Genomic DNA, 18,489 nt, shown 5'->3' with positions numbered 1-18,489 from the left:
GAGGACGCTTCTCCGCTTTTCGGGTACCTTGGCGACGAAAAGGGGAGATACCTACTCCACATAGCCTCTTGGTCACTATCGGTGAGGAAACCACCCGTATGTCTGACTCATCCGCCGCTGTCGTCACGCCGTCGGGGGACGCGGCCGCGCAGCACGCCAACCCGCACCACGCCAGGAGATGGCTGATCCTGGTGATGATCGGTCTTGCCCAGCTGATGGTGGTACTCGACGCCACCGTCGTGAACATCGCGCTCCCGTCGGCGCAGCAGGACCTCGGCTTCTCGAACGACGCCCGCCAATGGGTCGTCACCGCTTACGCGCTCGCGTTCGGCAGCCTGCTCCTGCTGGGCGGGCGGCTCGCGGACCTCTTCGGCCGCAAACGCGCGTTCCTCGTCGGACTCGCCGGTTTCGCCATCGTGTCCGCGATCGGCGGCGCCGCCACCAGCATCGAAATGCTGCTCATCGCCCGCGCCGCACAGGGTGTCTTCGGCGCGCTTCTCGCCCCGGCCGCCCTTTCGCTGCTGACCACGACCTTCACCGACCCGAAGGAACGAGGCAAGGCCTTCGGGGTCTTCGGCGCGATCGGTGGTGGCGGTGCGGCGATTGGCCTGCTGCTCGGCGGCGTGCTGACCGAGTACCTCGACTGGCGCTGGTCGATGTACGTCAACATCGTCTTCGCGGTGATCGCGTTCGCCGGCTCGGCCGTGCTGCTGAAGGACTCCGAGACCGACGGACCGCGCCCGAAGCTCGACATCCCGGGCACGATCACCGCGTCGGCCGGGTTGTTCGCGCTGGTCTACGGCTTCGCGAACGCCGAACGCGACTCATGGTCCGCGATCTCGGTGTGGGGTTTCCTCGCCGCCGGTGTCGTGCTGATCGTGGCGTTCGTGGCGATCCAGCAACGGGCCGAACACCCGCTCCTGCCGCTGCGCGTCCTGCTCGACCGCGACCGCGGCGGTTCGTACCTCGCGATGTTCCTGCTCGCCATCGGGATGTTCTCGATCTTCCTGTTCCTCACCTTCTACATCCAGCTGAACCTCGGGTTCACGCCGGTGCAGAGCGGGGTCGCGTTCCTGCCGATGGTCGCCACCCTGATGGCCAGCGCGACGTCGGCGACAGCCGTCCTGTTGCCGAAGTTCGGCGCGAAACCGTTGGTTTCACTGGGAATGCTGATCGCCGGTCTGGGCCTGTTCTGGCTCTCGGCGATCGACACCACCAGCACCTACTCCAGCGGCGTGCTGTTCCCGCTGATGATCATGGGTGTCGGTATCGGCCTCGCCATGGCGCCCGCGATGAGCGTCGCGACCTTCGGGGTCGACACGCACGACGCCGGTGTCGCGTCGGCGGCGGTCAACACCGCGCAGCAGGTCGGTGGCTCGATCGGGACCGCGCTGCTGAGCACGCTGGCCGGAAACGCCGCGACGTCGTTTATGGTCGGGAAGACGCCTTCGCCGCAACTCGCGGCTGAAGCGGCCGTACACAGCTACACGACCGCCTTCGTGTGGGGCGGATGGATCTTCGTCACGGGTGCGGTGATCTGCGGGCTGCTGCTGCGGTCGGGTGCCCCGGCGAAGGCCGCCTCTTCGGACGCCCCGGTCGCCGTCCACATGTAGCAACTGGAGGATGAGCTGAACGGGACTTTCAGTGCAAAATTTGCACTGAAAGTCCCGTTCAGCTCACGCGGGGGAGGCGTCACCGGGACTGTGAGCGCACGGCCTCGAAGACCTCGTCGTCCCACCGGTGCGTCCGGATCAGCCGGTACCGTTCGGAAGCCACCCACAGATACGCCTCGGCGTCGGTGCGGTCGCCGATCAGATCCGCTTGCCGCAGCATCGCCACCACCGGGACGAACTCCTCGTCAAACCACCGCTGCGCCAGCGTCGCGCGGTCCGAGTAGTGCCCTTCGTCCTGCATCAGCCGGAAACCCCAAGCCTCCACGTGCTCACCGAGCCGCGCGTAGTCCCACGGATCGGTGAACACCACCGAAGCCCGCGAGTGCCCGGAAAGCGGAACGCGTTCCAGGAACAGCCGCCGGTAGTCCTTGACGATCAGGTCGCCGCGGTACCGGATCCCGCTCGGGTCCAGTTTGGTCCGCACCTCGGTGACCATCGCCTCTATTGTGGACAGTGCCATCGCGTGCGCCACCGAAACACGGTGGTGCCCGTCGATGATGAAATGCAGTTCACCGACGCGGTACACCTGGATCGGCGGAATCGACTCGCCACGTCTGGTCGCGAGCGCCAGCCGTTCCCAGCGTTCGCGGACGCGGCCGGACGTCGGGCGGAAGCGGCGGTCGAAGTCGCGGCCGCGGTCGACGCTGCCGACGATCGAATCGAGCCGGATCACCCGCGCCCCGATCTTCCGTTCGCCGAGGTAGCCGAGCGCGTCGACCACCTCGTGGAACGGCAGCATGATGTTGACGTCGTCGGGTTCGCCGCGCAGCCAGTTCGCCAGCCGCGACAGCACCTGACGCCGTCGTGCGCGGAGGAAGTCGTGTTCCGCGTCCGCCCGGGGAAATCCGGTGTCCTTCATAGGAACTCCATGATCCGGTGCCCGACCACGTTGCGTATCGTGGTTCCGCCGACCACCCGGTCCGGCACGGGTGCACCGTGCGGGTGGATGTGCCCGTGCAGCAACCATTTCGGCCGCAGTGACTCGATCGTGCGATGGAGACAGTCGAAACCGCGGTGCGGCGGGTCCTCACGGTCGCCGCAGTGCCGTGGCGGCGCGTGGGTGAGCAGGACGTCGACGTCCCGCCCGTCCCGCCAGCGGCGGAACCGCGCCCGGCGCACGAGCCGCCGCGCACGCCGCGCCTGCTGGCGTTGCGTCCACTGGTTCGGGCCGTCGTTGTAGCGGACCGAGCCGCCGAGCCCGGCGAACCGGAGCCCGCCGATGTCGACGATCCGGCCGTCCGCGTTCACCCCGCCCGCCGGACCCGGCCACTCCGCGGGGATACCGTCCTTCAAAGACAGTCCGCCGTAGCGCGTGTAGCCGGACAGGTCGGGATCGTGGTTGCCCGGAACGAACACGCACGGCACGTCGAGCGCGCTCGCCAGGAACTCGAGGTAGTCGTACGGCAGGTCGCCGGCACCGATGACGAGGTCGGCCCGGTGGTGGTGGACGGCGGACGTCCACAACCGCTCCTCGACCTCGTCCGCGACGACCAGCGCCTTCATACGCCCCAGGGTAATGCCGGCGGCGCTACTTGGGGCCGTGCGCGAACGCGGGGTCCTTGGCGATGATCGCGATCACGATGCCCAGCCAGACGACGCAGAAGGCCAGCGCCCAGAACTTGAGGTTGGTCAGGATCCTTGGCATGAGGGAACTCCGCAACTACCGAATGGGGAAGAAAGGTCAGAGCCAGCGGTTCTTCCGGAATATTCGGTAAAGCAGGATGCAGACGCCGAAGATGACCGTCATCGCCATCGGGTAGCCGAACCGCCAGTGCAGCTCCGGCATGTAGTCGAAGTTCATCCCGTAGATGCCGGCCAGCGCCGTCGGGACCGCGATGATCGCCGCCCACGCGGTGATCTTGCGCATGTCGGTGTTCTGCTGGAGCGTGATCTTCGCCAGCGTCGCGTCCACCAGGGTGGTCAGCAGTTCGTCGAAGTTCGCGACCCGCTCCGCGACCGTGGTGAGGTGGTCGGAGACGTCGCGGAAGTAGGACCGGACCTCGTCCGGGATCAGCCGCGTGTAGCCCTCGGCGAGGCGCTGCAGCGGAGTCCCCAGCGGCATGACCGCGCGGCGCAGCTCCAGCACCTCGCGCTTCATGAAGTAGATCTGCTCGGCGCTCACCTTGGAGCGCGGCGCGAAGACGTGCGTCTCCATTTCGTCGATGTCCGATTCGATCGCGGTGGTGACATCGAGGTAGTGGTCGACGACGTGGTCCGCGATCGCGTGCAGCACCGCGGACGGCCCGAGGTCGAGCCGCTCCGGGTCCTGGTCGAGTTCGCGGCGCAGCCTGGCGAGCCCCGAGTGGTTCCCGTGCCGCACGGTGATCACGAAGTCGCGGCCGAGGAACGCCATCAGCTCGCCGGTCTCGACGATCTCGTTCGCCGTCGCGGGTGACTCGTGTTCGACGTAGCGGACCGTCTTCAGCACCATGAACAGCGTGTCGTCGTAGCGCTCCAGCTTGGGCCGCTGGTGTGCTTCGAGTGCGTCCTCGACGGCCAGTTCGTGCAGGCCGAAGGTGTCGGCGATGCCCTGGATCTGGACCGCGTCGGGCTCGTGCAGGCCGATCCAGACGAACCCGGCGTGCCGTTTGCGCACCTCTTTGATCGCCTCGGAGTGCGACCAGCGGCCGGGCAGGCGCTTGCCTTCCACGTACACCGCGCAGTCGACGACGTACGCCGAAAGGGGGACGGGCAGCGGGCGCTCGGCGACGCTTTTGGCGCGGCCGTTGCTCCGGCCGCGAAGGCCGCCGAGCGAGGGAATGGCAGGCATGGGATCTCCTGGGCAGACGTCGTGCGTTTGTGCGCGAAGACGACGGGCCAAGCGGTCGGGGGGCCGCTCGGCTAGGCCAGCGTTCCCGGTTTCGTCAGCCCTGCCAGGTGGGGATCCGGCGAGGCGTGAAGGCGGAAACGCTGCGACTACTAGGAAGCGGAGTATCGCCACTGGACATCGGGTTCCTCACCTCCTCGGCTCGGCGGACGGTTGCACAGTGGTGCGGGTCGCGTTGACGACCCGACACCAATGGTCGAGGGTACTCCTCAACACGAAAGCCTGTCGTTCCAGGCTCACGCCGCGTTACTCGTGCAGGAGGACTGGGTGCAGTTCGGTCGCTATTACGAAGAGTTCGAGGTCGGCGCCGTCTACAAGCACTGGCCGGGCAAAACGGTCACCGAGTACGACGACCACCTGTTCTGCCTCATCACCATGAACCACCATCCGCTGCACCTCGACGCGCATTACGCCGGGGAGACCACCGACTTCGGCAAGAACGTCGTGGTCGGCAACTATGTCTACTCGCTGCTGCTGGGCATGTCGGTGCCGGACGTGTCCGGCAAGGCGATCGCGAACCTCGAGGTCGAGTCGCTCAAACACGTGAAGCCGACCTTCCACGGCGACACCATCTACGGCGAGACCGAGGTGCTGGACAAGACGCCTTCGAAATCGAAGGACGACCGTGGCGTCGTCTACGTCGAGACCCGCGGTTACAAGCAGGACGGCACGATCGTGTGTGTGTTCCGTCGCAAGGTGATGGTGCCGAAACAGTCCTACGGTGACGCCAGGGGTGGCGAACAGCCCGGCCGTCCCGTGCCGCACGAATAACGGGTGTCACGAACGAAGAGGGAGCGCGTCGATGCCCATCGGGCTGGATGAGATCAAGAGCCGCTTGCGGAAGTTCGCGACGGTCGAGGCGGCCGGTGTTTCGCCGTTGTACGAGCACCTGGCGGCGAAGGCGGCCGAGGACGACGACGTCGCCGGGCTGCTGACCGACGCGCGCGGCGGTGAAGCGCGCGGCACGCTGCTCCTGGCGACCGCGCACCGGCTCATCCAGGCCGACCCGATCCACCCGCTCTCGCGGTACTACCCGTCCGTCGGCGGCTTCGACGGCGTGGACTCGGAGACGTGGCCGCTGTTCCGCTCGTTCCTGCTGGACCGGGCGGACCGGGCACGGGCGATCATCTCCTCGCGGTACACGCAGACCAACGAGGTCCGCCGCGCCGCACTGCTCTACCCCGCGGTGACGGCGGCGGCGAAGCAGGCAGGTGGCAAGATCGCGCTGCTCGAGGTCGGCTGTAGCGCCGGGCTGCTCCTCGGCCTGGACAGGTACGCCTACCGCTACCAGTGCGACGGCGGCGAGCAGCTCACCGCAGGGCCCGCGAAGGCCGCTGTGGGCCTGCATTGCGCGCTCGACCTCGCGCCTGGCGCCGTCACACCGAAGGTGCCCAAGAAGCTGACGGTCACCGCCCGCGCCGGCCTCGACCGTGCCCCGGTGGACTTGACCGACGAGGACGAATTGGCCTGGCTCGAAGCCTGCGTCTGGGCCGACCAGCCGGACCGGATCCGGCTCCTGCGCACCGCCGCGGCCGCGCAGGCCAAGCAGCGGCCGGAGCTGATCACCGGCGACGCCGTCGACGACCTCGCCTCGGCGGCCGCCACCGTGGCCTCGGATGTCCCCCTCGTGGTGCTGACCAGTCACGTGCTGGCGTATCTGGGGGAGCGGCGGGCCGACTTCCTCGACGCCTTGCGCGAACTCGCGGCCGCGCGGCCGCTGTGGTGGGTCAGCGAGGAGTTCTACGCCGCCGCGCTGGAGCCGTTGCTCCCCGGCCGGACCGAACTGGCCGCTACCAACGGCGGATCGGCCGTGCTCGGACTCGTCCATTGGGATGACGGGACCCCGGACGCGCGCGCACTGGCCAGGACGGCGCCGCACGGACAGCGGATGACCTGGCTCCCGGTTTAAGGTTTCGGCTCCCCGGGAGACGTCGGTAAAGCATCGACAAGGTTAATTTTCACCTCTTGCGCTGTTTAATCACATGCTATTCGTCAAATCGGGCACGGCGGTTGTCATTCCGGTGAGCCATCGGCGGTTGGCAGCACTCCCCAGTCGCGGAGAGTGACGAGCAGGAGTTCGGCCAATCGGCCGCTTTCATCGAGTTCGATCAAGGTAACGGCGTCGATCCAGCGGGCGTCGTCGGCGTCGTCCCCGGCACGGAGGGTGCCGCCGGTGACCGAGCAGGCGTAGTCGTGAATGTCGTAGCGGCCGCGGCGCGCGTTGCCGACGTATGTGCTCGGCATCACGTTCAATCCGGTCTCTTCGCGCATCTCGCGAATGACAGCCGCTTCGTCCGTTTCGCCGGGTTCGACACGGCCACCGGGGACCGACCACAGTCCCCGTCCGGGTTCGTTCGCGCGCCGGATCAGCAGGATCCGACCGCGTTCGTCGTGGACGATGCCGCCGACACAGCGGACGGTGCTGTTCGACACGGTGTTCATTCCCGAATGGTAGACGCGGGCGCCCTGACAACGGCTGTCCTGTACACGGAGAGTAGCCGTACGGTACACTTCCCCTCGCCGACTGACCCAAGCGCGGGACTTCCCTCCCGCGCGGGTGGAAGGTGCGGTACAAAATGAATGGTCAGTATCCGCAGTCAGTCACCGTAAGAGACAGGATTGATCGCTGTGAACGCGAAAAAGCTCCTCACTTTCGCAGGAATCGCGTTGGTGCTGTTCTTCGTGATCGCGCAGCCAGGTCAGGCGGCGGGCCTCGTGGGAAACATCATCGGCTTCCTGCGTGACTCGGCCGAATCGGTGATCACCTTCGTCAGCAGCGTCTTCAGCTAGCGAAGGAGCGGATACTCTATCGGTATGTTCGCACCACGCGATCCAGACGAGTATCTCCTCGACACCGAGCGGCGGGTCATCAGGATCCGCCGTCACTGGGCTGTGCTGTTGTGGGAAACCTTCGAGACGGCCGCGTTGCTGGCCGTCTGCGTACTGGTGTCCTACCTCTTGCCGCCCGCCGCGTGGGTGATCCAGAACATCCTCTGGTATGCCGCGTTGCTCGTCATCCTGCGCTTCGCGTACGTGGTGATGGAGTGGTGGGTCGAGCGGCTGGTCGTCACGGACAAACGCTTCGTGATGACCACCGGCGTCTTCACCACCAAGGTGCTGATGATGCCGATCACCAAGGTCACCGACCTCACGTACGAGCGTTCGGCCTGGGGCCGGATGGTGGGATACGGGACGATGGTGGTCGAGTCGGCCGGTCAGATCCAGGCGCTGAACCGCATCGACTACCTGCCGCGGCCGGAAGAGTTCTACGACACGATCTCCGAACTCGTCTTCGGCGACAAGCAGAAGCAGGCCGAGCGCTTCTCGATGATCAAGGCGCAGCGTGCGGCGCGTGGCAAGAAGAAGGTCGGCTAGCCGCCTATCCCGACTGGCGACGCCGCAGCAGCCCCTGCCTCGACTGAGGTGACCGGAGTTTTTTGATCTTTTGGAGTCGCGCGCCTTTTGGCCGCCAGGCCTCAGGGGCGCGATGGCAGGGCGCCCTTACCGCGATGGCGACGTAGGGCACTTTAGTCGCGCCCTGGCAGCGCGGCCCTGATCAGCGCGATAGACAATACAGTTGATGCGCATCGACCTGCACGCCCACTCCACCGCCTCCGACGGCACCGACAGCCCTGCCGGGCTGGTAGCCGCCGCCGCGAAGGCGGGCCTCGACGTCGTCGCGATCACCGATCACGACACCACGACCGGCTGGGCCCCGGCCGCCGAGGCCCTCCCGCCCGGGCTTTCCCTGGTGCCCGGAGCCGAGCTGTCCACGATCTCCGTCGATCCGGTGACCGGGCGGCACGTCAGCGTCCATCTGCTCGCGTATCTCTTCGACCCGGCGTCGCCGGCGCTGGTCGCCGAGCAGACCCGGCTGCGGTCGGAGCGGCGGTGGCGGCTGCGCGTGATGGCCGAGCGGATGGCCGCCGACGGTCTGCCTGTCGATCCCGACGAGGTCATGTCGCTGTTACCGGAGGACGGTTCGGCCGGACGGCCGCATCTCGCGCAGGCCCTGGTGCGCGGCGGCGTCGTCTCGTCGGTGAACGAAGCCTTCGGGAGCTATCTCGGCAACGGCAGCGGGTATTTCGTGGCGCGTCAGGACACGCTCGTGGAGGACGCGATCGATATGATCGCGGACGCGGGCGGGGTCACCGTGATCGCGCACCCCTTCGCTTACACGCGCGGCGCGACCATCACCGTCGACGTGCTCGCGGCGCTGGCGGGGCACGGGCTCACCGGCGTCGAGGTCGACCACCCGAACCACGACGAGGAGACCCGCGTCCGGCTGCACGGGCTGGCGGGGGAACTGGGGCTCGTGCGGACAGGGTCGAGCGACTACCACGGCACGAACAAGACCATCGACCTCGGCGACGAGACCACCGACCCGCTCGCGCTGGAGGAACTCGTCTCGCGGTCGACCGGATACGAGGTCGTGACCCGGTGACGATCACGGACTTCTTCGACGCGCGCCTGTTCATGAGCGCGACGATCACGCTGATCGTCATCATGGACCCGCCCGGCACGGTGCCGGTGTTCCTGAGTCTGACCGGCCGGAAGTCGGTGGCGTTCCGCGCCAAGGCCGCGCGGCAGGCGGTACTGGTCTCGCTGCTGGTGATCTCGCTGTTCGCGGTGGCCGGGCAAGCGATCCTTTCGTACCTCGGCATCGGCATCCCGGCGTTGCAGGGCGCGGGCGGGCTGTTGCTGCTGCTGATCGCGCTGCAGTTGCTCACCGGCAACACCGGCGGTGAGGCCGAGGCGGCGGGGGACGACGTCAACGTCGCGCTGGTGCCGCTCGGAACGCCGCTGCTCGCCGGTCCGGGCGCGATCGCCGCGACCATCGTCTTCGTACGGCAGGCCGATGGGCACCCCGGCGCGTACGTGGCTCTCGCGCTTTCGATCGTGACGGTGCACTTCGTGCTGTACCTGTGCATGCGGTACTCGGGCGTGGTCATCCGGCTGATCAAGGAAAGCGGGATCACACTGCTGGCGAAGATCGCCGGTTTGCTGCTGGCAGCCATCGCGGTCGAGCTGGTGGCGAACTCGGTGAAGGGCTTCATCGCGGGCACGTGACGGGGGCTGAAGGGGACTTTCCTCTCATGTCATGAAGCGAAAGCTCCCTTCACCGCGTCGGATGCGGTCATGGGCCCCTTCAGCCCACCTGCGTGCCCCGGCGACAACGCGGGTGATAGCAAAGGTCCCTTGCTCTCTCTTGGCATGCCGTGAAGCCTCCTTCCCTACTTGAGGGTCAGGGTCCCGGCAAAGTCGCAGCGCTGCTGATGGTGATTCGAGCTTGGCATCGCTAGTGCCTGCCAGGCCCGAGTGGGGAGGATTCGGGACGTTGAACGTCCGAAATCTTCCCCGCTCGGGCGTGTGCCGGGGGGCATATCCCCCTGAACCCTTGTTGATCAAGCTCCGCAACCGGTGTGACCCCGCGACGATGGAGGAATGGGGACACTCAACGTCCCAATTCCTTCGTCGTCAGCCTCACGCAGCGACGGATAGCCGCCTGACCCGCAAGACCTCGACTTTGCCGGGGCCCCTGACCCTGACGGTAGGGAAGGGGCCTTCACGGACCCTGCCCAGGCGCAAGCGATAGCAAAGGTCCCTTGCTCTCTCCCTGGGGATCCCCTCGAAAAGTGTCGGTGGGGGTGCGTAGCGTTGCGGGCGGGGTGATCCGATGGAGCAGATTGGTTTCGACTTCGGCGTCGAGGCACCGCGCAAGCTGACGAAGGTCTCGCCCGCGCGCCTCGCGACGTTCGAAGACTGCCCGCGCCGTTACCGCATGTCGTACCTCGACCGCCCGTCCCCGACCCGCACCGGGGCGTGGGCGCACAGCACGCTCGGCGCGGTGGTGCACAACGCGTTGCGGGCGCTGTTCGACCTGCCGGTGATCAAGCGCGTGCCGCAGCGGGCGATGGCGCTCGTCGCCGAGCACTGGAAGGACGCCGGGTTCGAAGACACCGGCCAGGCCGCCCGTTATCGCGCGCGTGCCAAGGGGTGGGTGGCGGAGTACGTCGAGCACAACGACGTCAGCGTCGATCCGGTCGGGTTGGAGCGCTGGGTTTCGGCGCCCGTCACGCTCGAACCGGGCAGCGGGCCCAGCCTCATCATCGAAGGCCGCGCCGACCGCATCGACCAGCGCGGCCGGGAGCTGGTGATCATCGACTACAAGACCGGTCGTCGTGAGCCGGACGACTACGAGGCGCGCTCTTCGCAGGCTTTGGCGCTGTACGCGGTCGCGGCCGCCAGAACGTTGCGGGCGCCGTGCTACCAGGTCGAGTTGCATCACGTGCCCACGGGCACCATCGCGGCCGCCGAGCACACCGAGCAGAGCCTCAAACGGCATCTCCAGCGCGCCGATGAGACCGCCGGGGACCTACGGCTGGCAACGGATACCCTGAACGCCGGCGGCGACGAGGACGTGTTGTTCCCCGCGCGCCCGAGCCGCCGTTGCTCATGGTGCGACTTCCGGCCCAGCTGCGCGGCAGGCCAGGAGGCCGGACCGGCATCCCAGCCGTGGGAGCTGCTGGCGCCCTAGCTCGAAACCCGACGATTGGACAGGCGAGGACGTGTCGTCACCGGACACCGAAGAGCTCGCGACCGCACCGCTGCCCGTGGGACCGGACGTTTCCGCGGCGTCCGGGCGCGGCCGGTTCTGGCGCGGGCTGACCGGTTCGCTCGCGGCCGGGATGGTCGTCCTCGCGGTGTGCGTGCTTTCGATCGCCGGGATCTGCCTGTCCACCGGTGTTCCGGGGCCGGGACCGCTGATGCTGATCGGACATCCGGTCGCGACGGTGGTCGCCCTGCTCTGTCAGCGGGTGGCCGATGCGCGGAATGGTCGCGTCGCGGGCTTCGCGGGTCTCGGCGTCGTGGTGAGCGTGACGGCCGCGCTGAGCCTGTTCTGGTGGAACTGAACACGGCAGGAAAATGCCACTTGCCGGAAAAGTAACCTGGCACAGCGAAACTGTGGCTCACTGGGCACGTCGTAGACGAAGACGCTGCCGCACAGCGAGCACGGAAGGCACCGTTGATGACCTACCCACCCCAGCCCCACCACGACCATGGCGGGCAGCAGTACCAGCAGGGCGGTTACGACCAGAGCGGCGCGTACCCCCAGCAGCAATACCCCCAGCAGCAGTACCCCGGCTACGGCCAGCAGCCCTACGGTCAGAACCAGCAGTACGGGCAGGGCTTCGGCGGGCCGCCCGCGCCACCGAAGAACGGCAAGACCGGCCTCCTGGTGGGCATCGCCGCCGCTGTCGTGGTGCTGGTCACGCTCGGTATCACCGGGTTCGTCGCTCCGGGGTTCTTTCTCAGCGACGACGCGGCCGACAAAGTGACCAGCCCTGAAGGGACCGCGCGGGCGATCGTCGACGGCATCAACGCCGGCGACAGGACCGCGTTGACGGCGCTCAAGTGCGGGAACGCGGAAAAGGACATCGACCAGGTCATCGATCGAGTCGGCGAAGCGTCGAACGCCATGCTCGGCGAGGTCACCAAGGTCTCCGAGACCAAGTACACGGTGGCCGTCACGCTGAGCATCGCGGGGCGACCCGCCACCGCCACCGGCACGCTCGCCGACGAGGGCGGCAAATGGTGCTGGAAAGAAGTCAGCCGGCTTCGTACAAAATCTTCGACGTAGTGACCGGATCCACCGAGCGCAGCAAGGGACCTTTGCTATCGCCCGGCGGTCACTTGAGGGCGGCCAGGGTGGCGCCGCGCTGCTCCAGCAGCACAGGCCCGACCGACGAGAGCCGCACCGGGCCGGTGTAGCCGTGCCGGTCGACGCCGACGGTGCGGATCGTGGTGCCGGTCAGCTCGTCGAGTACGGCGAGCCCGCCCTGGATCGGCACGACCAGCTGATCCCCGAAGGTGACGCCGGGCCCGACGGAGCTGTTCAGTGTCCAGCGCGGCGTGAGGTCGTCGCGTGAGAACGCCATGGTTTTGGAGCCGGTGAACCAGTAGACGCCCTGCGCGGTCCACGCGGTCGCCATGATGCCGCCCAACGGATCCTGCTCGATGTCCGCGGCGGGCGCGTCGAGCGGGTACGCCGATTTCTGCAGGCCGTCGCCGCCGTAGATGACCAGCAGTTTCTGCTCCGGCAGCACGATCAGCGCGAGGTCGCCGGACATCGCGACGACTTTGGCGTTCTTCCCGGCGAGCACGGTGCTGTAGTCGACCTTCGGGTCGTCGGCCTCGTCGTTGGTCGCGCGGTAGATGGTGAAGCGGTCGGCCGGGTCGCCGGGGCAGCGCTCGATCACGCCGATCTTGCCCGCCGCCGCGGCCACCGTGCCGTAGGTGCAGCCCGTCCTCGGCTGCTTGCTCGCGTTCACGATGGCCGGGACCTGGCCGTACTCCATGCTCTTGACCAGGTCGTCGCGCCAGGTGTTGAGCAGTTTCTTGCCGGTCGTGGTGACGTGCGAGCCGTCCACGACCAGCTGGGTGCCGAGTTCGGCGTCGCCGTTGCGCTGCGCGGTGCGGCGCCCGGTCCCGGCGTCGAGCTGGGTGACCTCGCTGCAGCCGGTGTCCTTGCGGTACACCGCGTCCACTTTGATCCCGGCGAGTGCGACGGTGCACAGCTCGAGATCGCGGGAATAGCGCCATCGGACATCGCCGGTGTACGGGTCCCGGCCGAGTACTTCGCCCTTGTCGGCGGTGACGACGCTGTTGGCCTCACCGATCGGGACGGGCGTCGACGAACTGGGCGCCTGCCACAGTTCGGTCAGCGAGCCGGGTACTTCCGCCGGAGCGGGCGGGAGACCGGGCGGCAGAGTGGCGGCGACCTGTGCGACCGTCGCCGCGTTGTCGCTGGTCACGCCGATCACGACACCGGTGACCGCGACGACCACCACGATGACCGCGACGATCACGCGATCCCGCGTGCGGTTCCACGGCGAGCGCCGGGCGCGTTTCCCGGCCGCCGGAGGCACGGTGGCCTCCGGCTGGGCGGGTTCGGCGTCCAGTACGTCTTCGGTGCCGATCGCGGCCGAGGTGTCCGGCTCGCCGCCGTTCGACGGCTGTTCGGGATCAGCGGACATGGGCCGTGCCGGATCTTCGTCCGGCGCGGCGTCCCAACGTTCGCTCACGTGCCCTTAGCTCCCCACGTCCGCGGTCTGCGTTCTGAGTGGTGAACCCGCGACCGCGATCTCGTCGCCAGGGTGCTGGACGGGCACACAGGTCACGTGTGCGAGCCAGGCACCTTGCCGCAGGGATCGCGGGGCCTTCGGCCGGGGCAGGTTCACGTTTGTGGCTGGTTCCGCAGTGAGCCTTCAGCTCCGCCGCCCGGTTCTGATGCTCAGTCTGCCGACGCAGGTGTATCAGAAGTCGTCGAGGGACGGCGACGGCGGCGTCGGCGAGCCGGACGCTCGGCGCTGTCGCCTGCCTCCTTCTCGACTGCGGGGCCACTGACCTCCGGGCTCGGCTTCGCGGCGCCACGGCTGCGGCGGCGCGTACGAGTACGCCCCTCCGAAGTGGCTTCGCTCTGGCCCTCGGCGCTGTCCGCCGAAGCGTTCGCGGCGGCGTCGGCGGCCTCGATCTTGGCGGCCGCGTCGGCACCGCCACGGGTCCGCTTGCGCGGCGTGCGGTTGCGCTTGCGGGGTGCCTCTTCGTCCTTGTCCTTCGCCACGCCCTGGCCGCGGCCACGGCGCTTGCCACCCAGGTCTTCCTCGACCTCGGCCGAAAGGCCGGCGCGGGTGCGCTTCGAGAGCGGGAGACGGCCGGCGGTGCCCTCGGGGATACCCAGGTCGCTGAACAGGTGCTTGGACGACGAGTACGTCTCGGCAGGCTCGGGCATGTCGAGCCCGAGGGTGTCGGAAATCATCTTCCAGCGCGGCTGTTCGTCCCAGTCGACGAGGGTGATCGCGACACCGGTGCGGCCCGCGCGGCCGGTGCGGCCGATACGGTGGACGTAGTTCTTCTCGTCCTCCGGTGTCTGGTAGTTGATCACGTGCGTGACGTCGTCGATGTCGATACCGCGGGCGGCGACATCGGTGGCGACCAGCACGTCGACCTTGCCGGCGCGGAACGCGCGCAGCGCCTGCTCGCGGGCGCCCTGACCCAGGTCACCGTGCACGGCGGCGGCCGCGAAGCCGCGCTCGACGAGTTCGTCGGCGACCTTCTGCGCGGTGCGCTTGGTGCGGGTGAAGATCATCGTCAGGCCGCGGCCCTCGGCCTGCAGCGCGCGGGCGATCAGCTCGGGCTTGTCCATCGAGTGCGCCCGGTAGACGAACTGGGTGGTGCGCTCGTGGATCGCGCCGGCGTCGTTCTCCTCGGCGCGGATGTGCGTCGGCTGGGTCAGGAACGTGCGGGCCAGCGTGATGATCGGGCCCGGCATGGTGGCCGAGAACAGCATCGTCTGCCGCTTGTCCGGAACCATCCGCAGGATGCGTTCGATGTCGGGCAGGAAGCCGAGGTCGAGCATTTCGTCGGCCTCGTCCAGCACCAGGCCGCGGACCTTGCCCAGCACCAGGTGCTTCTGCTCGGCCAGGTCCAGCAGGCGGCCGGGCGTCCCGATGACGACGTCGACGCCGCTGCGGAGCGCCGCGATCTGCGGCTCGTACGGGCGGCCACCGTAGATGGCCAGCGTGCGGATGCCGAGGTGCTTGCCCGCGCCCTTGAGGTCGTTCGCGACCTGGATGCACAGCTCGCGGGTCGGCACGACGACCAGCACCTGAGGGGTGCCGTCGCCGGGGACCTCGACGCGGTGCAGCAGCGGGACGCCGAAGCCCAGCGTCTTGCCCATGCCGGTGCGGGCCTGGCCGATGAGGTCGTCGCCTGCCATGGCCAGCGGCAGGGTCAGCGACTGGATGGCGAAGGTGCGCTCGATCCCGGCTTCGCTCAGGGCCTTCACGATCTCCGGCTTGACGCCGAAGGAGGCGAAGGAAGCGGCTTCGGATTCCACCGGCGCGCCCGCCTGAAGCGGGTGCGACACGTCGAGCGCCGCCGGGCCTGTCTCGCTGTGCTCCAGCGCGACGGCCTCGGGGACGTCGGTGGTGGTGTTCTCTTCGGTGGTGATTTCGTTCGTGGTCAGGGTGCTCGCCTCTCTCGTGACCAGCGCGCACTGCCCTGGTCACCGTTCGACACTCGACCACGAGGATTCGCTCGGCTCCGCGCTACTGGCGCTGAAGCGGCCCTTCGTGGGAATGCCGCAGGATGGCGTGCACGCACATCATTCTTGCGCTGACCAGGGCCACATCGGCTGTCCTTCAGCCGCAGCAGCGTCCCGATCCGGGACGGAAGATCCGTCGTATCCGGCCGCCAGTGTACCTGGTCTGCGGTTTCAGGATAGTCCCCGCCGCGCCGGAGTGGGTGTGATCGGTCTCTTCACCACTCCGCGGGTGTGTTCGGCGATACCCTCTTCGCCGTGACGGAGGCAAAGCAGATCAGCGAGGGCGTAGTCGATTTGCTCGGCGTACTCGCCTATGGGGAATTGTCCGCATTCGATCGCATGGCCGAGGACGCGCGCACCGCGCCGACCCTGTCCGGCCGGGCCGCGCTGGCGTCCATGGCGGCCGCCGAGATCGGGCACTACGACCTGCTCACCAAGCACCTCGCGGGACACGGCGTCGCGATCGAGGACGCGATGCGGCCGTTCGTCGGGCACATCGACGCCTGGCACGCCTCCACGAAGCCGCGTTCCTGGCTGGAGTCGCTGGTGAAGGCCTACGTCGGCGACGGGCTCGCGGCGGACCTCTACCGCGAGATGGCCAGCTGGCTCGACCCCGAAACCAAGGATCTGGTGCTCACCGTGCTCGCCGACACCGGGCATTCGGCCTTCGCCGAGCGCGAGGTCGCGGCCGGGATCGGAGCCGACCCGAAGGCGCGCGACAAGCTCGCGCTGTGGGGCCGTCGCCTGCTGGGCGAGGCGCTGACGCAGGCCCAGTACGTCGTCGCCGAACGGGACGGGCTCGCCGAACTGATCGTCGAAGGATCGGGCGACCTTTCGGGAATCGCCGCGCTGTTCCGCCGGTTGCAGCAGGGGCACACCAAGCGCATGCAGGTACTGGGGCTCGGCTGAGGTCTCTTCGGCTAGCCTTGTCGGACAAGTAATTTCGAACTTTCAAGCGGAGGTCCCACGTGGAGGTCAAGATCGGCATCAAGGACACGCCGCGGGAGCTCGTGGTGTCCAGCAGCCAGTCGCCCGACGAGGTCGAGGCACTGGTCGCGAACGCCTTGGGGGCCGTCGACGGGATCTTCCGCCTCGACGACGAAAAGGGCCGCAAGTACATCGTGCCCACCGACCGGATCGCCTACGTCGAGATCGCGCCGTCGGACGTTCGCAAGGTCGGCTTCGCCGTTGGTGGCTGACCCGATCGGGTTGTAGTCCGATGTCACAGTGGCGTCACCGCCGTGTCTCAGCCAGCTCTCAGTTTTGATCGTCACGCTAAGGCGGGGACGGCGGGGGCTAGCCGAGGAATGAGGTGGACGGCGTCACTGTGATGGACCGCGCGCTGGTCGACGGCGCGCGCACTGTTCCCGAACGAGGCAGACGGGGCGCTGGGCGTCTGACCGGTATCGACGTCGCCCGCGGCCTGGCCGTGCTCGGCATGTACGCGGTGCATGTCGGCCCTGATCCCGCCAAGGGCGGCGTAGGGGTGCTGTTCAAACCGTTCGAAGGCCACTCAGCGGCGCTGTTCGCGGTGCTGGCCGGGGTCTCGATCGCGCTGATGTCCGGCGGTCGCCGTCCGAAACTGGGCCGTGACCGGACCCGCGTCGTGCTCAAGTTGGCGACCCGCGCACCGCTTTTGGTGGCGCTGGGACTCTGGCTGACCAGCCTCGAAACCGGCTACATGGTGATCCTGGCCTATTACGGGGCCTGTTTCCTCTTCGCGATTCCGTGGCTGCGCGCGAGCGCGAAGGCGCTGGCGATCGCCGCGGTCGTCGTCGCCGTGGCGGGCCCGCTGTCCTCGCATCTGATCAGGGCCCAAGTGCTACCCCGTGACCTGCTGTTCTTCGCTCCGGACCTGACCGCGGACGACGTCACCTCGGCAGGTCTGCTGAAGGCCGCGAGTGTGCTCGTCCTGACCGGGACCTTCCCCGCGTTGACGCTGATGGCGTACGTGTTCGCGGGGATGTCCCTCGGGCGGATGGACCTGACCTCACGCAGCGTGTGCCGCCGCCTGTTCCTCGGCGGAACGGCGCTCGCGGTGGGCGGGTACCTCGTGTCTTGGATCGCGACCGGGCCGCTCGGCGGCATGCAGACCGTCTACCGCTCGCTGGAACCGGCCGCCGCGCAGGCGGGGATGACGCCGCCGGAGTTCTTCCGGCTCCACCAGACCTGGATCCACGGCACGCCGCCGACCACCAGCTGGGCCTGGGAGCTGCTGCCGACCGGAACCTCGTACACGCCGTTCGACCTGCTGATCTCGATCGGGATCGCGGCGGCGGTGATCGGTGGCTGCCAGCTGCTGATGCCGAGGTTCGGGCGCGTGCTGCGGCCGCTTTCGGACCTGGGCGGGCGGGTGCTGAGCGCGTACGTACTGCATTTCGTGGCGATCGCTGTGCTGTGGGACGAGAGCGACGGCGATTCGATCTTCAGTGTGCTGCATTTCGTCGAGTTCTCGGTGGTCGCGCTGACCGCCGCGGTGCTGTGGCGGAAGTTCATCGGGCGCGGGCCGCTCGAATGGGCGATGAACAAGCTGTCGAGCTGGCCGAAGTATCTGGGAGCGGTGACGCAGGTGCCTGCTCAGCGGCGGGGCTGAAGGGGCCTCTCGCGGGAACGCCCCTTCCCTCGGCTCAAGGCAGGGTCCCGGCAATGTCGAGGTCTTGCGGTTCAGGCGGCTAGTGGTCGCTGCGTGAGGCTGACGATGGAGGAATGGGGACGTTGAGTGTCCCGATTTCTCCATCGTTGCGAGGTCACACCGGTTGCGGACCTTGCTCGACAGAGATTCGGGGACATGTACCCGGCACACGCCTGAGCGGGGAAGATTTCGGACGGTGAACGTCCCCAATCCTCCCCACTCCACTGGCCTGAGCTCGATCTTCCGTTGC

19 protein-coding genes are annotated in these 18,489 nt (G+C 68.0%); 13 read left to right on the top strand and 6 right to left on the bottom strand.

Features of this window, described 5'->3' with window-relative positions:
• Positions 1 to 98: 98 nt before the first annotated feature.
• A complete protein-coding gene (locus ACM6LU_RS00665; RefSeq protein WP_414935605.1) occupies positions 99 to 1,613 on the top strand; it encodes an MFS transporter in 1,515 nt (504 codons plus the stop codon).
• 79 nt (positions 1,614 to 1,692) lie between these two features.
• Here ACM6LU_RS00665 and ACM6LU_RS00660 read toward each other — a convergent pair whose 3' ends face one another.
• The 3 genes from ACM6LU_RS00660 to corA form a co-directional block, all read right to left on the bottom strand.
• Positions 1,693 to 2,532: a chromosome partitioning protein ParB gene (locus tag ACM6LU_RS00660; protein ID WP_414935604.1), complete on the bottom strand. Its 840-nt coding sequence runs from the start codon at positions 2,530 to 2,532 to the stop codon at positions 1,693 to 1,695.
• Positions 2,529 to 3,176: a metallophosphoesterase family protein gene (locus tag ACM6LU_RS00655; protein WP_414935603.1), complete on the bottom strand. Its 648-nt coding sequence runs from the start codon at positions 3,174 to 3,176 to the stop codon at positions 2,529 to 2,531. The genes ACM6LU_RS00660 and ACM6LU_RS00655 overlap by 4 nt, the downstream gene beginning before the upstream one ends.
• Positions 3,177 to 3,354: 178 nt before the next feature.
• Entirely contained in the window at positions 3,355 to 4,443 is a 1,089-nt protein-coding gene (gene corA / locus ACM6LU_RS00650; protein ID WP_414935602.1) for a magnesium/cobalt transporter CorA, read from the bottom strand.
• 324 nt (positions 4,444 to 4,767) lie between these two features.
• On the opposite strand from corA, the gene ACM6LU_RS00645 reads away from it, so the two are divergent.
• Complete coding sequence (locus tag ACM6LU_RS00645) at positions 4,768 to 5,271, top strand: MaoC family dehydratase (protein WP_414935601.1); 504 nt, start codon at positions 4,768 to 4,770, stop codon at positions 5,269 to 5,271.
• A 31-nt stretch (positions 5,272 to 5,302) separates the two neighbouring features.
• Entirely contained in the window at positions 5,303 to 6,409 is a 1,107-nt protein-coding gene (locus tag ACM6LU_RS00640; protein ID WP_414935600.1) for a DUF2332 domain-containing protein, read from the top strand.
• A gap of 104 nt (positions 6,410 to 6,513) precedes the next feature.
• On the opposite strand, the gene ACM6LU_RS00635 is transcribed toward ACM6LU_RS00640, so the two are convergent.
• Positions 6,514 to 6,942: an NUDIX hydrolase gene (locus ACM6LU_RS00635; protein WP_414935599.1), complete on the bottom strand. Its 429-nt coding sequence runs from the start codon at positions 6,940 to 6,942 to the stop codon at positions 6,514 to 6,516.
• 186 nt (positions 6,943 to 7,128) lie between these two features.
• On the opposite strand from ACM6LU_RS00635, the gene ACM6LU_RS00630 reads away from it, so the two are divergent.
• From ACM6LU_RS00630 to ACM6LU_RS00600, 7 genes are all read left to right on the top strand, one after another.
• Positions 7,129 to 7,290: a hypothetical protein gene (locus ACM6LU_RS00630; RefSeq protein WP_169812906.1), complete on the top strand. Its 162-nt coding sequence runs from the start codon at positions 7,129 to 7,131 to the stop codon at positions 7,288 to 7,290.
• 24 nt (positions 7,291 to 7,314) lie between these two features.
• Positions 7,315 to 7,875 carry a PH domain-containing protein gene (locus ACM6LU_RS00625; protein WP_414935598.1) on the top strand — a complete coding sequence of 187 codons (561 nt, stop codon included), beginning with the start codon at positions 7,315 to 7,317 and terminating at the stop codon, positions 7,873 to 7,875.
• Between the two features lie 205 nt (positions 7,876 to 8,080).
• Positions 8,081 to 8,944 (top strand): PHP domain-containing protein, encoded by an 864-nt coding sequence (locus tag ACM6LU_RS00620; RefSeq protein ID WP_414935597.1) that lies wholly within the window; start codon positions 8,081 to 8,083, stop codon positions 8,942 to 8,944.
• Positions 8,941 to 9,570, top strand: coding sequence for a MarC family protein (locus ACM6LU_RS00615; RefSeq protein WP_409492778.1), 630 nt, complete (start codon positions 8,941 to 8,943; stop codon positions 9,568 to 9,570). The genes ACM6LU_RS00620 and ACM6LU_RS00615 overlap by 4 nt, the downstream gene beginning before the upstream one ends.
• A gap of 607 nt (positions 9,571 to 10,177) precedes the next feature.
• Positions 10,178 to 11,038, top strand: a complete 861-nt coding sequence (locus ACM6LU_RS00610) for a PD-(D/E)XK nuclease family protein (RefSeq protein WP_414935596.1) — start codon at positions 10,178 to 10,180, stop codon at positions 11,036 to 11,038.
• Between the two features lie 31 nt (positions 11,039 to 11,069).
• A complete protein-coding gene (locus ACM6LU_RS00605) occupies positions 11,070 to 11,414 on the top strand; it encodes a hypothetical protein (protein ID WP_414935595.1) in 345 nt (114 codons plus the stop codon).
• 116 nt (positions 11,415 to 11,530) lie between these two features.
• Positions 11,531 to 12,142: a hypothetical protein gene (locus ACM6LU_RS00600; protein WP_414935594.1), complete on the top strand. Its 612-nt coding sequence runs from the start codon at positions 11,531 to 11,533 to the stop codon at positions 12,140 to 12,142.
• 49 nt (positions 12,143 to 12,191) lie between these two features.
• On the opposite strand, the gene ACM6LU_RS00595 is transcribed toward ACM6LU_RS00600, so the two are convergent.
• Together ACM6LU_RS00595 and ACM6LU_RS00590 are read right to left on the bottom strand one after the other, a co-directional pair.
• Complete coding sequence (locus ACM6LU_RS00595; RefSeq protein ID WP_414935593.1) at positions 12,192 to 13,586, bottom strand: hypothetical protein; 1,395 nt, start codon at positions 13,584 to 13,586, stop codon at positions 12,192 to 12,194.
• A 209-nt stretch (positions 13,587 to 13,795) separates the two neighbouring features.
• Positions 13,796 to 15,430 carry a DEAD/DEAH box helicase gene (locus ACM6LU_RS00590; RefSeq protein ID WP_414935592.1) on the bottom strand — a complete coding sequence of 545 codons (1,635 nt, stop codon included), beginning with the start codon at positions 15,428 to 15,430 and terminating at the stop codon, positions 13,796 to 13,798.
• 432 nt (positions 15,431 to 15,862) lie between these two features.
• Between ACM6LU_RS00590 and ACM6LU_RS00585 the strand changes: the two genes are divergently transcribed.
• The 3 genes from ACM6LU_RS00585 to ACM6LU_RS00575 all read left to right on the top strand — a co-directional run bounded on the left by ACM6LU_RS00585 (position 15,863) and on the right by ACM6LU_RS00575 (position 18,200).
• Positions 15,863 to 16,516: a ferritin-like fold-containing protein gene (locus ACM6LU_RS00585; protein ID WP_409492784.1), complete on the top strand. Its 654-nt coding sequence runs from the start codon at positions 15,863 to 15,865 to the stop codon at positions 16,514 to 16,516.
• Positions 16,517 to 16,575: 59 nt separating this feature from the next.
• Entirely contained in the window at positions 16,576 to 16,806 is a 231-nt protein-coding gene (locus ACM6LU_RS00580) for a DUF3107 domain-containing protein (RefSeq protein ID WP_414935591.1), read from the top strand.
• Between the two features lie 113 nt (positions 16,807 to 16,919).
• Complete coding sequence (locus ACM6LU_RS00575; protein WP_414935590.1) at positions 16,920 to 18,200, top strand: heparan-alpha-glucosaminide N-acetyltransferase domain-containing protein; 1,281 nt, start codon at positions 16,920 to 16,922, stop codon at positions 18,198 to 18,200.
• Positions 18,201 to 18,489: the final 289 nt, after the last annotated feature.

This window comes from Amycolatopsis sp. cmx-11-51 (assembly GCF_047608665.1).
GTDB lineage: Bacteria > Actinomycetota > Actinomycetes > Mycobacteriales > Pseudonocardiaceae > Amycolatopsis.
Note: the sequence above shows the minus strand (reverse complement) of the source record. Positions and strands in the feature narration are given on the sequence as shown.

Coding starts and splice junctions, on each gene's coding strand:
- ACM6LU_RS00660 (WP_414935604.1), bottom strand. CDS start 2,532: ATGAAGGACACCGGATTTCCCCGGGCGGACGCGGAACACGACTTCCTC.
- ACM6LU_RS00620 (WP_414935597.1), top strand. CDS start 8,081: ATGCGCATCGACCTGCACGCCCACTCCACCGCCTCCGACGGCACCGAC.
- ACM6LU_RS00665 (WP_414935605.1), top strand. CDS start 99: ATGTCTGACTCATCCGCCGCTGTCGTCACGCCGTCGGGGGACGCGGCC.
- ACM6LU_RS00640 (WP_414935600.1), top strand. CDS start 5,303: ATGCCCATCGGGCTGGATGAGATCAAGAGCCGCTTGCGGAAGTTCGCG.
- ACM6LU_RS00610 (WP_414935596.1), top strand. CDS start 10,178: ATGGAGCAGATTGGTTTCGACTTCGGCGTCGAGGCACCGCGCAAGCTG.
- ACM6LU_RS00600 (WP_414935594.1), top strand. CDS start 11,531: ATGACCTACCCACCCCAGCCCCACCACGACCATGGCGGGCAGCAGTAC.
- ACM6LU_RS00655 (WP_414935603.1), bottom strand. CDS start 3,176: ATGAAGGCGCTGGTCGTCGCGGACGAGGTCGAGGAGCGGTTGTGGACG.
- corA (WP_414935602.1), bottom strand. CDS start 4,443: ATGCCTGCCATTCCCTCGCTCGGCGGCCTTCGCGGCCGGAGCAACGGC.
- ACM6LU_RS00635 (WP_414935599.1), bottom strand. CDS start 6,942: ATGAACACCGTGTCGAACAGCACCGTCCGCTGTGTCGGCGGCATCGTC.
- ACM6LU_RS00625 (WP_414935598.1), top strand. CDS start 7,315: ATGTTCGCACCACGCGATCCAGACGAGTATCTCCTCGACACCGAGCGG.